Source organism: Haloarcula sp. CGMCC 1.6347 (genome assembly GCF_037078395.1).
In the GTDB taxonomy this organism is placed as follows: Archaea; Halobacteriota; Halobacteria; order Halobacteriales; family Haloarculaceae; genus Haloarcula; species Haloarcula amylolytica.
The window spans coordinates 834,590-848,028 of the sequence record NZ_JAYMGX010000001.1; the positions used below are offsets into that span (position 1 = coordinate 834,590).

18 protein-coding genes are annotated in these 13,439 nt (G+C 62.7%); 8 read left to right on the forward strand and 10 right to left on the reverse strand.

The annotated features are described in order from the left end of the window. The first annotated feature begins 417 nt into the window (after positions 1-417). Together VI340_RS04495 and VI340_RS04500 are read left to right on the forward strand one after the other, a co-directional pair. Positions 418-633, forward strand: a complete 216-nt coding sequence (locus VI340_RS04495) for a hypothetical protein (RefSeq protein ID WP_336357890.1) — start codon at positions 418-420, stop codon at positions 631-633. Between the two features lie 128 nt (positions 634-761). Further along, positions 762-1,187 carry a hypothetical protein gene (locus VI340_RS04500; RefSeq protein ID WP_336357891.1) on the forward strand — a complete coding sequence of 142 codons (426 nt, stop codon included), beginning with the start codon at positions 762-764 and terminating at the stop codon, positions 1,185-1,187. A 117-nt stretch (positions 1,188-1,304) separates the two neighbouring features. Here the strand turns inward: VI340_RS04500 and VI340_RS04505 are convergent, their stop codons facing one another. The 6 genes from VI340_RS04505 to crtD all read right to left on the reverse strand — a co-directional run bounded on the left by VI340_RS04505 (position 1,305) and on the right by crtD (position 7,108). Next, a complete protein-coding gene (locus tag VI340_RS04505; protein WP_008310002.1) occupies positions 1,305-1,940 on the reverse strand; it encodes a hypothetical protein in 636 nt (211 codons plus the stop codon). Beyond that, the gene (locus VI340_RS04510) at positions 1,933-2,805 is read right to left on the reverse strand and encodes a hypothetical protein (RefSeq protein WP_008309999.1); all 873 of its coding nucleotides are present in this window, start codon (positions 2,803-2,805) and stop codon (positions 1,933-1,935) included. Before VI340_RS04510 ends, VI340_RS04505 begins: the two co-directional genes overlap by 8 nt. Positions 2,806-2,937: 132 nt before the next feature. Further along, positions 2,938-3,774, reverse strand: a complete 837-nt coding sequence (locus VI340_RS04515) for an RAD55 family ATPase (protein ID WP_008309997.1) — start codon at positions 3,772-3,774, stop codon at positions 2,938-2,940. A gap of 84 nt (positions 3,775-3,858) precedes the next feature. Further along, entirely contained in the window at positions 3,859-4,740 is an 882-nt protein-coding gene (gene cruF / locus VI340_RS04520) for a bisanhydrobacterioruberin hydratase (protein ID WP_336357892.1), read from the reverse strand. Beyond that, on the reverse strand, positions 4,733-5,617 hold the full coding sequence (locus tag VI340_RS04525; protein ID WP_336357893.1) for a prenyltransferase: 885 nt from the start codon (positions 5,615-5,617) through the stop codon (positions 4,733-4,735). The genes cruF and VI340_RS04525 overlap by 8 nt, the downstream gene beginning before the upstream one ends. A gap of 3 nt (positions 5,618-5,620) precedes the next feature. After that, the gene (crtD, locus tag VI340_RS04530) at positions 5,621-7,108 is read right to left on the reverse strand and encodes a carotenoid 3,4-desaturase (RefSeq protein ID WP_008309991.1); all 1,488 of its coding nucleotides are present in this window, start codon (positions 7,106-7,108) and stop codon (positions 5,621-5,623) included. Between the two features lie 134 nt (positions 7,109-7,242). On the opposite strand from crtD, the gene VI340_RS04535 reads away from it, so the two are divergent. After that, on the forward strand, positions 7,243-8,418 hold the full coding sequence (locus tag VI340_RS04535) for a M24 family metallopeptidase (RefSeq protein WP_336357894.1): 1,176 nt from the start codon (positions 7,243-7,245) through the stop codon (positions 8,416-8,418). A 9-nt stretch (positions 8,419-8,427) separates the two neighbouring features. On the opposite strand, the gene VI340_RS04540 is transcribed toward VI340_RS04535, so the two are convergent. Next, positions 8,428-8,592 (reverse strand): rubrerythrin-like domain-containing protein, encoded by a 165-nt coding sequence (locus VI340_RS04540; protein WP_336357895.1) that lies wholly within the window; start codon positions 8,590-8,592, stop codon positions 8,428-8,430. 206 nt (positions 8,593-8,798) lie between these two features. On the opposite strand from VI340_RS04540, the gene VI340_RS04545 reads away from it, so the two are divergent. Next, positions 8,799-8,963: a hypothetical protein gene (locus tag VI340_RS04545; RefSeq protein ID WP_008309989.1), complete on the forward strand. Its 165-nt coding sequence runs from the start codon at positions 8,799-8,801 to the stop codon at positions 8,961-8,963. A 44-nt stretch (positions 8,964-9,007) separates the two neighbouring features. Further along, complete coding sequence (locus VI340_RS04550) at positions 9,008-9,217, forward strand: ribbon-helix-helix domain-containing protein (protein WP_008309988.1); 210 nt, start codon at positions 9,008-9,010, stop codon at positions 9,215-9,217. A gap of 19 nt (positions 9,218-9,236) precedes the next feature. Here VI340_RS04550 and VI340_RS04555 read toward each other — a convergent pair whose 3' ends face one another. Continuing rightward, positions 9,237-9,647, reverse strand: a complete 411-nt coding sequence (locus VI340_RS04555; RefSeq protein ID WP_008309987.1) for a hypothetical protein — start codon at positions 9,645-9,647, stop codon at positions 9,237-9,239. Positions 9,648-9,694: 47 nt separating this feature from the next. Then, on the reverse strand, positions 9,695-10,375 hold the full coding sequence (locus VI340_RS04560) for a hypothetical protein (RefSeq protein ID WP_014039966.1): 681 nt from the start codon (positions 10,373-10,375) through the stop codon (positions 9,695-9,697). Positions 10,376-10,496: 121 nt separating this feature from the next. On the opposite strand from VI340_RS04560, the gene VI340_RS04565 reads away from it, so the two are divergent. Next, positions 10,497-11,183 (forward strand): VOC family protein, encoded by a 687-nt coding sequence (locus tag VI340_RS04565; protein WP_044952185.1) that lies wholly within the window; start codon positions 10,497-10,499, stop codon positions 11,181-11,183. A gap of 168 nt (positions 11,184-11,351) precedes the next feature. Continuing rightward, a complete protein-coding gene (locus VI340_RS04570) occupies positions 11,352-11,630 on the forward strand; it encodes a hypothetical protein (RefSeq protein ID WP_008309984.1) in 279 nt (92 codons plus the stop codon). 121 nt (positions 11,631-11,751) lie between these two features. Here VI340_RS04570 and VI340_RS04575 read toward each other — a convergent pair whose 3' ends face one another. Next, a complete protein-coding gene (locus VI340_RS04575; RefSeq protein WP_008309982.1) occupies positions 11,752-12,054 on the reverse strand; it encodes a DUF5779 family protein in 303 nt (100 codons plus the stop codon). A gap of 127 nt (positions 12,055-12,181) precedes the next feature. Here VI340_RS04575 and VI340_RS04580 point away from each other — a divergent pair, with 127 nt between their 5' ends. Next, positions 12,182-13,426 carry a LeuA family protein gene (locus VI340_RS04580; RefSeq protein ID WP_008309980.1) on the forward strand — a complete coding sequence of 415 codons (1,245 nt, stop codon included), beginning with the start codon at positions 12,182-12,184 and terminating at the stop codon, positions 13,424-13,426. The last annotated feature ends 13 nt before the right edge of the window (positions 13,427-13,439 follow it).

Below are 13,439 nucleotides of genomic sequence, written 5' to 3' on the forward strand. Positions count from 1 at the left end.
GTATCAACCAAATAATGTGTATGGTAACTGATGATCAAGCCATGATAGCGAATTGGGACGTAACTGAATTTCACACAGCGAAGGACTTAGACGCCCTACATCGCCACGTAGAATGCTACAACGTTCCACTCACACGCTGGCATATTGGGGAAAATTGCACGTTCACAGATGAGAACGAAGGTCAAGCAAACGACATAGAATCCAATCCTGTTCAGACTGGTGATTCACTATGATGGTCCAGACTGACCTAACGCAAGTTGACAAGCTTAAATCACCACAATGTACTTGCGGAAATAAACTGTCCAAGTCTGATTTAAAATCTGGTCATGACCATCCAGAAATAGGATTTGAGTGGTACGACTGTCCAGAATGTAAATCTCTGAGTCACCCAGATACGATTAAATTTGGTGAGTCACTATGATTTTTGAACACCTGCAGGAGGACAAGCAGGCGGAATTGCTGGTCTACTTTGACGACCTTGAACAGGAATCCCTTGATGCACAGAATCACGACGCACAGGCGTTCACAGAGAATGGACAGTTGAAGGTATCTGAAGTGGGCTACGGGTGGATTAGTTCTGATACAACGTGTGCAGACTTGTTCAATGGAGGTGACTCCAGTGGTTCACAGTGAGTATCCGACCAAGTGCGGGTTCGGATTACGATTCAAAGATGGAGGATGCACGTCGCTTCAGCCCGTTATTGTGCAAGCGAGTTGCAGAGCGATTTGGACTTTCCCCGGGTGAAGTTTCGAACTTAGAGATGGCCGACGAAGGTGATGCTGTAGACCGTGACCTTTCTGGCATTGATGCGGTTCTTGAGTTCCCACGTGGCGAGGCAACAGTGGCTTTCCGAACACGACCTGATTCAGACCGTTTTGAAGTGGACTTCTCACTTCGAACAAAGTCACGCGATAATCTTACTAAATCAGAGTGGAGTAAGCTCCGACGTTCATACAATGGAGACGAGTTTGAGGGCGAGATTGCGGACTATTACGTATTTGCTCGCACGGACGACGAACGCATCATTGATTGCTACTTGTTGCGTACAGACTGGCTCACGGACGTTATCTGGGGTGGCGAAGAAGACCCTGAAGCACAGTATCCCGAAAAGCAGTCTGAATCAGGTGGGGCTGCGCGGTACATCCCTATTGATGACATCAATCGGGCGGTTGTAGCGGAATTGTAGTTAGAAAGGTTCAGACGGCATTCTATGGGTGATGGGTGTTTAAAAAGAATTTTTACTCCGCGATACTGTTGTCGCAAAACTGCATACACGCTCGTCGGATATCGAGGCAAAAAGCCGTTACTGCTCGTCCTCGATCTCGTGTTGCTCGGCGACGACCGGACAGTCAAGCAGCCGGACCGTCTCCATGTCGAGGAACTCCATGATCTCGGTCCCCTCGTTCGTGCAGTGTGCGTTCGGCGGTGCGGAGAAGTGTTCACACTGCTCGCAGTAGCGGTGTTTCGACACCTCCGCATACCGGCTCTCCGGCGTGGTCTCGCTATCGTCGTCCGCAGCGATTTCCGCCCACACCTTGTCCGCGTCGATGTGATCGACGTCGACCCGCTCGAATACGCTCTCACCGCTTCCAAAGGGGTCGTCGCCGCGGCTGTCCATTTCCGAAAAGGGGTCGTCCGGGTCGGGTGATGACCCGGAAAGGGGATTGTCTGATTCAGTTGCCGAATCCGAACGGAACTCTTCCGTGTCGACGGCCGAGAGCAGGTCGTCAGCATCGGTTGCATCGGGTTCCGCCTCGGACGCACCGTCGGCCGGTTCGTCGCTCGGTTCGCTGCCCGGCCACCCGTCGTCGGGTGGCTGGCGTGCGTCTGTCGAGCCGTCCGCGTCGTCAGGCTCCGAACCGAGACGCTCGAACGGGTCGCCCTCGCGGTCGTCGCCCGGGTCAAGCTCCTCGAAGGGGTCTTGCTCGTCGTCACTCATTGGTCTCGCCCGGTTCAAGCTGTGCTGCGGCCACCAGCCGCGCCTTCGAGCGGATAATGCCGCCCTCGGGCCGGACGTCCGACACCGTCGTGTTGCAGTGTGGACACTGGGGTTCGGTCAACAGTCCGATCTCGACCTGCTCGTCACAGTTCGAACAGCGTGCCGTCGAGATGTTCTCCTGGGCCGCGGCGCGTTTCAGCCGGTCGACCGCTTTCTGATTCTGGTCCCGGCCGCCCTGGTCGTCGCGGAGGTCGCTGACGACCCAGGCGACGCGGGTGAGTTTGTCTTCGACATCGTCGAGTCGGCTGTCGATGTCAGCGACTCGCTCGTTCTCTGTTTCGAGCGACTCGGTCACGTCGCCCCGAAGCGCGGCGAGTTCCGCCTCGATATCTTCGATCTCTTGTGTGAGTGCATCGATACGGTCGAACTCCTCGTGGCCGTGGTCGGCCGGCGCTTTCGCGTCGGCCTCCCGTTTGACCTGCACGACGCGCTCGCGAACGTCTTCGATTTTCGTCTGAAAGTCCGCTTCGAGCGCGTCGAACCGCTCGGTGAGTTGGCGTTCCACCGTGTCGACGATGTCGGGGAGCTGTGAACTGACAGCGCTCTCGGTCGCCGCTTCGACTGAGCCGTTCAGCTTCTCGTCCACGGTCGCGGCGACGACGGCATCCAACTCGTCCGCCGATGGCTGAATGAGGTCGTCAATCCCATCGTCCGAATCGGCCGCTGTCATGTATGCGGCCAGCAGTTGCTCCATGACGGCGTCGCGAGGCACGCCGAGCGTCTCGGCCTGCTCGGTCAGCCACTCGTCTAGATCTGCAGATAGCTCGACGTACACTCCTCCGTCATCAGTCGACTCGGAGGACATTACGACACCCTTGACGAACAAGACTGATAAGGGTTTACCGCCGATTTCAGATACCGAGAGCGGGAGCGAACCGTCAGCACGCCGCTCGTTGTTTTCTGTCGACAGTTACAGAGGGTGGTTCGCTGACTATCGTTATCGAATCTTACGAACGTCGCTGATATCGAAGCCGGCATCGCCCAATTCGGTCTCGAACTGTACGATGTCCTCGTCCTCTATCTGCGAGAGGACGCCGCGGAACTGCTGGACGACGAGGGTCCGGGCCCGGGTGGAACCGCCGGACTCCCACGCGAACTCCATCGTGCCGTGAGATGCGTCGACGAGCTGCCCGTGTTGCACCGACGACAGCGTCTCCGGATTGACGTGTAAGAGGATGAGGCCTCCCCACTGGTGGGCCGCCTTCTGGATTCCCTGGACGAGCGAGCTGATGTCCGACCAGCTGACTTCCTCGTCCGTCGCGCTGACGAGGTCGGATAGCGAGTCGATGACGACGAGGTTCCCCGTCGCCACCTCGTTCAGGACCATGCCGAGCGTGCCGAGCAGGTCCTCCCGCTCGTGGCGCGCCCGGAGGTCGGTGATTGACGCGGTTTCGCTGGCGTACCAGTCCCGCGGCACCGGACTGATGTGGAAGTACCGCTCCGAGAGGTCGTGGAACTCGACCGCCTGGCTCCCCTTGTCGACCACGTCGTCGTCCATCGCTAGCCGCATCTCGCTGACCAGCTGCGCCTCGCCTGCGGTAAAAGAGATGTAGTGGACTTCTTCGGGGGCAACAGCGTCGGCCGAGCGGTCGCCGTAGTAGAGGTCGTGTAGCTCCCCGTCCACCTGTTCGAGCCCGTTGATGAGTGCGCTCGTATGCATGAACTCCCGGGAGCCAGCGCCGGCCTCGCCGGAGAGCAGGACGACGCTCCCGGCGGGCGCTCCACCGTTGATGATGGAGTCGAGCTGCCGGATTCCGAACGGGATTCGCTCCATACGTCCTCCTACCTACGCGTTCGCTTAAACGCTTGGCCTGTCTCCTCGGTCGTGGTCGGCGGAGCGACGGCGTGCCAACAGGACTCACCGCCAGACGGCACGGCCGAGTCGCGTCTCCGAGAGGTCGAAGTCGAAGCGGTCCGTCCAGAGGAGGCCGGCCCCCAGCAGCGCGGCCAGGCCGACCGGCACCCAGTTCGCGTAAAAGAGGTTGATACCGCCCCACAGCAGGACGAAGCTCACCAGGTCGTCGAGCATGAACGGGCAGTCCCGGAGCCGCCGTCGGAGCCTCGCGCGGTCGAACCCGAGGTCGAACAGCAGGACGGCGACCGACCCCGACAGGAGCCAGCCGGCGTAGTTCTGCCATGGGACGCCGTAGAACTGGGGCGTCTCGTAAATCCAGAAGCCGATTGCCACAGCGCCAGGGTCGAGCACCAGGTCGACGAGCATCACCGTCGCCAGTGTCGCCAGCAGCCGCACCGCGGCTGACGCCGCTCTGTTGCCGAGCAACAGCAGGACGAGCAGGTAGGCGTTCAGGACCAGCGGGAAGAAAAACACCGGGAGCCCGAACGGCACCTCACCCAGAAGCATCGGACCGAGGTCGACGCCATACGTAAACTCGCCGTAGGGCCAGCCGGTCCGCACGCCGACGAGTTCGATGCCGTAGGAATAGAGTGTCAGCGCGACCAGCGCCAGCCCGGCCCGGCGGTCCACGAGCGGGAACACGCCGGCCACGAGGGGTAATCGCATCACGAACGTCCCAAAGAGGACGAAGTAGGGGTTGAACGCGAGCGGGTCGGGTAAGAGTCCCTCGGCGCTTGCGAGCAAGGTCACCGCGCCGACGAGCGGGAAGACGACGGCGATGGTAAAGCGGTTCTCAGTGACGAACTGGTCGAACTGCGCGGTCGCGTCGGTCCTCGTCTCCGGGAGTGTCCAGCCCGCTATGGTCCGGTCTTCGCCGCTAGCCATACAGCATCACCCACAGGGCGATGAGTGTGAAACCCATGCCGACGACGGTGTTGATCGCGGGATACCACCAGTACGCCTCGTCGATGTCGACGCCGATACCGAGAATCCCGAAGACGAGGCCGGGGTAGACGAGCAGCAGCAGGCCGAACACCCAGTGCGTGTACGTGAACACGAACGCGGCCGTGAGCCAGCACATCACGCAGTAGTAGTAGGTGTTTGACTCGCCCAGAAACGTCGCCGTCGTCTGGATACCGGCCTCGCGGTCGGGTTCGATGTCGGGAATCGCGGAGAAGGTGTGCATCCCCATCGCCCACAGCCACGCCCCGGTGACCGCCGTCGCTGGCGGGGCAACGCCTTCGATAGCGGCGTAGCCGATGACACCGGGCAGGATGTACAGGCCGTTCGAGATGGAGTCCAGAAACGGCGTCGTCTTGAACCGCAGCGGCGGGGCCGAGTACTCGATAGAGAGCCCAATCCAGGCGAGCAGGGCCACGACGCCAAGCGTCGGCAGCCCAAGGACGAACAGCAGCGCGAGCGCGCCGCTTGCGACGACGATGGCTGTGACGGCGCTGTCCCCGCGGTAGCTGACCTCTCGCCCCTCGTCCTTCTTGGGATTGTGCTCGTCGATGTCGGCGTCGAAGATGTCGTTGACGCCGTAGAGAAACACGTTCCCGGGGATGGTGAAGTACAGAAACAGCGCGACAGCCAGCGGCGCGAACAGCTCGTTCGGGCCGTCGGCCGCGTAGCTGACGCCGACGATGACCGGGCCGCCGAGGTAGAGCCAGAAGCGCGGTCGGGAGAGGCGCAACAGGTACCCCACCAGCGTCTCCTCCGGCGGAATGACGGCTTCGATGCGGTCGGTCGGGAGTTCTGGCATTACTCAGGCGATGTCCTCGATGAGCGCCTCCGCGGTGTGCTCCCCGCTTATGAGACACATCGGCACGCCGATGCCGGGCGTCGTGAACGACCCCGTGAAGTAGAGGCCGTCGACGGCCGACGAGCGGTTGTTGGGCCGCAAGAGGGCCGTCTGGCGGAGCGTGTGCGCCAGACCGAGTGCCGTGCCCTCGGTGGCGTTGTACCGCTCGCCGAAGTCGGAGACGGCGAACTGCTTCTCGTAGACGATTCGGTCGCGCAGGTCGACGCCGGTGTTGTCGGCGATATCGGCCAGAATCTTCTCGCGGTACTCCTGGCGGATCTCGTCGCCGTCGTGCAGCCCCGGCGCAATTGGAACCAGGACGAACAGGTTCGAATGGCCGTCGGGGGCGACGCTGTCGTCGGTCTTCGAAGGGACACAGAGGTAATAGGCCGGGTCGTCGGGCCAGGCCGGCTCCTCGAAGATATCGTCGAAGTGGGGGTCCCAGTCCGTCGGCAGGACGAGCGTGTGGTGTTTCAGCGGCTCCACGTCGCCCTCGACGCCCATGTACATGAGGAAGGCAGACGGCGCGTAGGTCTTGTCGTCCCAGTAGTCGTCGTCGTACTGGCGCTCGTGTTCTGGCAGGAGCTCCTGCTCGGCGTGGGCGTAGTCGGCGTTGACGACCACTTCGTCGGGATGGGTGGTGTCGCCGTGAACCGTCTCGACGAGGAACCCCTCTTTGCGCCGGGAAATTTCGTCGACCTCGGCGTCGGTCTCGTAGGTGACGCCGAGTTCTTCGCCGAGTTCGACCAGACCGTCGACGACCGCACCGACGCCGCCGTCGGGGTAGTAGACGCCGAGGTTGAAATCGACGTGGCTCATCATATTATAGAGGGCTGGCGTCGTCCGGGGCGATCCACCCAAAAAGACCAGCGTGTACTGCATGATCTGCTGGAGCTTCGGGTGCTCGAAGTAGTCCTCGACGTGGCCCTGCATCGAGCCGATGAGCTGGAGCCCGACCGGAGCGGCGGTCATCACGTCGAGGTCAATCCAGTCGCGCAGCTCCGAGCGGTCCTCGTAGACGAACTTGTTCATCGCCGTCTCGTAGTGCCGTTCGCTCGTTGCGAGGTAGTCCCGGAAGGCCTCGCCCGCGCCGGGCTCGTACTCTTCGAACTTCCGGGCCATCTGGTCGTTGTCGCCAGTCACGTCAATTTGGTCGCCGTCTTTGAAGAAGATGCGGTAGTGGGGGTCGAGCCGCTGGAGGTCGTAGTAATCCCGCGGCTCCTTGCCGAAGTACGCGAAGAACCGCTCGAACACGTCGGGCATCAGGTACCACGACGGACCCATGTCGAACCGGAACCCGTCCACCTCCAGCCGGGAGGCGCGGCCCCCGAGTTGCTCGTTTTTCTCCAGCAGCGAGACCTCCGCGCCTGCGTCCGCCAGGTAGCACGCAGCGGAGAGGCCGCCGATGCCGCCGCCAACGACGGTCACGTCTTCACCGGACAAGTCACTCATTACTAGTATTGAGGGGCTGGAGCGTCAATAAATGGGCGGCCAAACTGCATCGGTATGGTATTCGTCGGCACATCTCGGGATACGGAGCGGCGCAGTGGGAGACGTATATGGGGATGGGGGCCAGACTGGCACGTATGGAACCAGACCTCTCCGCACTGGACGCGTATCTCGACGACGCCGGCGTCGACGGCTACCTCATCGACGCGGATTCCGAGGCGTCAGACCAGTACTACCTCTCCGGTTTCGACGCGCCGGACCCGTTCATCACACTGTACGACGGCGACACGCATCTGCTCTTCCCGCGGAGCCTGGAGTTCGGCCGGGCGAAGCGCGAGTCGCGGGCCGAGATCGTCGAGCGGTACGTCGACTTCGACCACCAGGGGAAGGTCGAGGAGTACGGCCCCGACGAGGCAGTCTCACACGTCCTCGCGGATTTCCTCGCGGCCTACGACGTGGACAGCGTAGCCGTGCCGCCGCGGTTCCCGCTCCGGACGGCGGACAGCTTGCGGGAACGTGGTGTCAATGTAGCGGCCGACACCGACGGCATCGTCACGGAAATCCGCGCGACGAAGACCCAGACCGAAGTAGATCACATCCGGACGGCCCAGCGGGCCAACGAGGCAGCGATGCAGGCGGCCGAATCGCTGCTCGAAGCGGCGGAAATCGCTGCCGACGACACGCTCGAAGTTGACGGCGAGACGTTGACGAGCGAGCGCGTGAAGGAGGAAATCGAGGTGACGCTGCTCCGACACGGCTGTTCACTGGACGAGACTATCGTCGCCTGCGGCGCGGACGCCGCGGACCCCCATGACCGCGGGAGCGGGCCGGTCGTCGCTCACGAGCCCGTCATCATCGACATCTTCCCGCAGGACAAGACGACGAAGTACCACGCCGACATGACGCGGACGTTCGTCAAAGGCGAGCCGAGCGACGCGGTGCGCGAGTGGTACGACCTCACTGAGCGGGCGATGGAAGCGGCGTTCGACGCGCTGGAACCCGGTGCGACCGGCAAAGACGTACACGACGCTGTCTGTGACGTGTACGAGGACGCCGGCGAACCGACGCTGCGCGACGACGAACGAACGGAGACGGGGTTCATCCACAGCACGGGCCACGGCGTCGGGCTGGACGTCCACGAGCTCCCACAGCTGTCACCGAACGGTGGGGACCTCGAACCGGGGCACATCGTCACTATCGAGCCGGGCCTCTACGACCCCGACGTGGGCGGCGTCAGAATCGAGGACATCGCCGTCGTCACTGCCGACGGCTACGAAAACCTGACCGACTACGAGATCCAGTTAGTCGTCTGAGCCGGTCGGTTACAGCCGTTCCATCTGGCCGCCACAGGACGGACAGGCCGCCTTGGCGTCTTCGGTCCGGGTCCCGCACAGCGTGCATTCGTAGCGCATTTCAGTCGGGTCGCCGTCGCCCGAGCCGCTGTCGCCCCAATCGAACAGTCCCGACAGTCTGGGGAGCAGTTTCATGCTGGCCACCGTTTCGATATATGCTACCTTTTATCAGAACACTTGGTACCATACAACAGTATCTTCCGCAACTCCATCATGAACATTTATTATGAATGGGTCGAAAGGTGGGGGTACCCAATGCTTGTATCCGACGTACGCCTTTCGCGCCGACCCGACACTGCACCGCCCACGAACTACCGACGACGGCCGACACGACCCCCAGGATGACAACACGAATCACGACCCCCCGAAACGACGACTCGTACCCGACAACCACGCTGCCCTTCGACGACGCGGAGAGCAAGTCCCGCCGTGCGCCGAAGATGTTCTCGCCGACCAATCACGCCACGATGGGCCAGTTCGACACTGAGGCCACGGACCCGCGGTAAGCTGGGACACAACGCATATCCCGCCGGCATGCCTCCGTGCCGATATGTCCGATTACACCACAGTATCGATTCCGAAGGACCTCGCGGAGCGCGTCGAAGAGACGATCGAAGGGACGAGTTTCTCCAGCACCTCCGACCTCGTTCGGTTCCTGCTCAGGAGTATCGTCGTCCAGCACCAGCGGGAAGGCGAACTGACCGAAGCGCAGTTCCAGGATATCACCGACCAGTTGCGGGACCTGGGCTACTTGGAGTAACCGCTCCGGAGACGGAACGCTACTGCGGATACTTTTCCGGAGGCTCGACGTCGAGAACCGTGACCTCCTGTTCCTGCCCGGCTCTGTCGAAGGCCCCGAAGGCGTCGATATCCCACGGCGGGATGCCGACGAAGATGACCTCGTGCAGGTCGTCGGTCTTGCTGACGCCCATGTACCCGTCGGGGTGGGAAACGAACCGGCCCTGTGTCTGGCCGGCCGGCGTTCCAAGGTCGACGCCGAACACCGCCTTCACCGAGGCCCCGGCTGAGGGGAGATAGAAATCAGTGAAAACCGGCGTCTCGTCCGGCAAATCAGCATCCGGGAGCTCCCCGGCCGGCGTGACGGCCAGCGAAATCGTCACGTCGTCAGGTTCGGCTTCGCTGGCGAGCCGTAACAGCGTCTCGACGAGTCCGCGTGTGACGTAGACCACGCCACTCCTTCGCACGGGCCGGGTAAAACGGCGTCGCTTCCGTCGGTTTAGCCGAGCACGAGCGACTTGAGGTTCTTCGCGTACAGGCCCGGCGTCCGGCCGCGCGACCCGCGGAGCGCGTACGCGATGTCCTCGGCGGCACCTTCCATCACGCCCTCCCCGTGTCCGACCAGGACCCGCTCGGGGTCCAGCCGGGAGAGCTTCTTCGGCGGGAACAGGCGCAACATTGGGTGGACACCGAGTCGCTCGTCACCGGCGAGGAAGTAGTCCGCCGCCCCGACTGCCTCGGGGACGACCAGCGTATCGTCCTCGTCGCCATACAGCGCGGCCTCTTGCCAGAACGTGTTCTTGATAATCTTGTGGACGCCGTAGTCCGTGCCTGGCAGCTGTCGGTGCATGCGTTCGACCGGCGCATCGATGTCTTCCTCGACACCTGACATCCACTCGGGGATGTACACTGACACGTCGTGTCGGTTCGCAACGGCGGCGCTGTCGCGTTTGTGCCGGTCTAACAGGATGACGACGCCGGCCACGTCGCCGAACTCGGCGAACAGGTCGTCGATACCGTCGACGTCTATCGGGTCGACGACGAACACGCCGGCATCCGTCTTGAGGACGTGACTCGCCCGGACCATCATTTCGTCGGGATACGGAATGTAGCTCACGCCGCGCTCCCAGCGGTTCGTCTCCAGCCACGCCGCCGTTTCGTCCTGCGTGTTGGTTGGCATACGCCTCTGTACGGGCCTGACGTGAATAAATGGTCGAGAACGGGAAACTCGCGTGCTGGGGTTGTTTCGCCTCCGAAACGTCGTCCACAGCGGCTTTGTCGGTGGCGACCGAAGTGCCGATATGCTCTCCTCGCCCGCCTGGCTCACACTGGAGGTGAAGTATCCGGACCGTGCAACGGCGTTCTACGAGGCCTTTCTGGAACTCGACGTACTCTCAGAGAGCCCAGACGAGGCCGTGCTCGCGGCCGGCGACACCGAACTCAGGCTCCGCGCGCCGGGGACGGTTCCGCGCGGCGGGCTCCACACCCACTACGCACTGACCATTCCCGAGCGGGAGTACGACGACTGGTACGGCCGGCTGGACGAGCGCTTCGACCTGGTCGAACACACCTTCGGGGACGCGCGCTCGCTGTACTTCTACGACCCGCAGGGCAACTGCGTGGAACTCGGCGAGCGGGCGGTCGACGGCGATGGCGTCACCGGCCTGTTCGAACTCGTCCTCGAAGTCGAGGACCTGTCCTCGGCCGTGGCGTTCTACACCTCGCTGGGGTTCGACATGGTCGACGACGGCCGCGACGAAGGCCGCGTTCGGCTCTCGACCGGCGATCTCGATCTGGAACTGTGGTCACCGCGGCTCGGCATCGCCGACGCCCGCGGCGGGGTTCACGTCGACTTCGGCGTCGTCGCCGAAGATCCGAAATCGACGGCCAGGGAAGTCGCTGACGACGCGCTTTCGGTCACCTCGGTCGAGGACGGCGTCCGAATCAGGGACCGAGACGGTCACTATCTGACGCTGGTGTCGGCGTAGGCACCCGCCGGTGTCGGCGTAGCGGGCCACCGATGCTGGCGTAGCGGGCCAGTGGTACCGGGGTTGAATCCGCTGGAAGCGAATATAATGACTACCCCCGTATTAGTAGCTGTATAGACTCCTCATAGGCAGGTTCTTTTCGTGTCGGCGGCCACGTTTCACCCGAGGATGTCCCCGACTGACTCCCGGACCGAGCAGGACGTTCCGCCGAAGGCAACGCTGTTCTGTCCGGACTGTGGGCACCAGAGCAGGTACGACGGCGACTGGATGGTGGTCGAGCGCCACTGCGGCACGCACTACCGCTGTCCGGACTGCCACGCCCAGATCACGACCCGACCGAGCCACACTGACAGGGGTTCGCCCCGGTTCTTCGACACCTACTGGCAAGCGTGGGACCGGGGTATCCGCGTGTGGCACGGACTGCTGCAGCGATTTCTCTCTCCTTGAACGATCGTGGCACCTACTGCCCGGTGCCTGAGACGCCGAACCCCGCTGTGCTCGATACGCTCGCCCTAGAACCATGTCGTCTACAGCAGGACTGCACGAAGGACACCGTCTGTATTGCCAGTCAATCCAGCCGCTCGGAGTCGATACTGACGCCCGGCGGCGTCACAACCAGAAAGCCGCGGAAGTGCATCAGTTCGCCGCCGGCCTCCCGGACCGGCCGGGCGAACCCGGCGGCGAGTTCGTTCAGGTCGCCTTCGACGTTGAGAACCAGGACTGACCCGTTTTCGATGGTGTTGACCCACTGCTCGGGCGGTTCCGACCCGTCGAGGACGCCCAGCACGACGCGGTTGCTGCCGGCCCCGTCCCGGTCCTCGTCCATCTGGTCCTCCACGGCCTGCAGGTCCAGGCCCTCGAAATCGCTCATAGCCACATCCATGCGCGGACAGAGCAAAAATCCTCCCCAAACCGTCTGACGCGCGGCAGTCGCTCTGGCCGCGGTCGCAACCGTGTGCCGTGTGCACGTCTCCCCGCCTTATGAACAAGTATAAATAGTGGAAGCCTCCAGATACAGGTGCTTATGTCCAACAACGAGGGCACGTCGGAATCTCCGGCGGATCGAGTTCTTCCAGGGCACACTGGATTCCACGTCTGAGATAACAGACGCACGGATTTTCGACACCACGCTGCGCGATGGTGAGCAGTCACCACGTACGTCGTTCAACTACGAGGACAAACGCGAGATAGCCGCGCTGCTCGACGAGATGGGCACCCACGTCATCGAGGCCGGGTTCCCCGTCAACTCCGACGCGGAGTTCGAGGCAGTTCGGGACATCGCCGAGTCCACGCGAGTGACGACCTGCGGACTGGCGCGTGTGGTCGAGAAAGACATCGAGGCGGCCTTGGATTCAGGTGTGGACATGGTCCACACCTTCGTCTCGACGTCGGACGTACAGTTGCAGGATTCCATGCACGCGACCCGCCAGGAGGCGCTCGACACCGCCGTCGACTGTGTCGAGATGATCAAAGACGCGGGCGTCGAGTGCATGTTCTCGCCGATGGACGCGACTCGGACTGACGAGGACTTCCTCGTCGAAGTCATCGAGGCTACGTCCGCGGCGGGGGCGGACTGGATCAACATTCCGGACACTTGTGGGGTCGCCACGCCGCGGCGGTTCTACGACCTCATCGAGATCGTCGACGACTGCACCGACGCCTACATCGACGTGCACACGCACGACGACTTCGGACTGGCGTCGGCCAACGCCATCTCCGGCTTCGAGGCCGGAGCCAGTCAGGCGCAGGTGTCGGTCAACGGCATCGGCGAACGCGCCGGCAACGCGGCCTACGAAGAGGTCGTGATGGCGCTGGAGTCGCTGTACGACGTCGACACCGGAATCGACACCACCCGCATCACGGAGCTGTCGCGGATCGTCGAGGAGAAGTCCGACATCGGGGTGCCGGCGAACAAGCCCGTCGTCGGGCGCAACGCCTTCTCCCACGAGAGCGGTATCCACGCCGCCGGCGTCATCGAGAACTCCGACACGTTCGAGCCGGGCGTCATGACCCCCGAGATGGTCGGGGCCACGCGCGAACTCGTGCTCGGCAAGCACACTGGGGCCCACTCGGTTCGGGAGCGGCTCGTCGACGCGGGTTACGACCCGACCGAGGCGGAGGTCCGAGAAGTGACCCGCCGCGTCAAGGAGTACGGCGCGGAGGAACAGGTCACCATGTCGGTGCTCGAACGGTTCGCCGAGGAGATCGGCGTGACCGAGGAAAGCGAGGAGGTCCGGGCGTAGGTCGATGACCTCG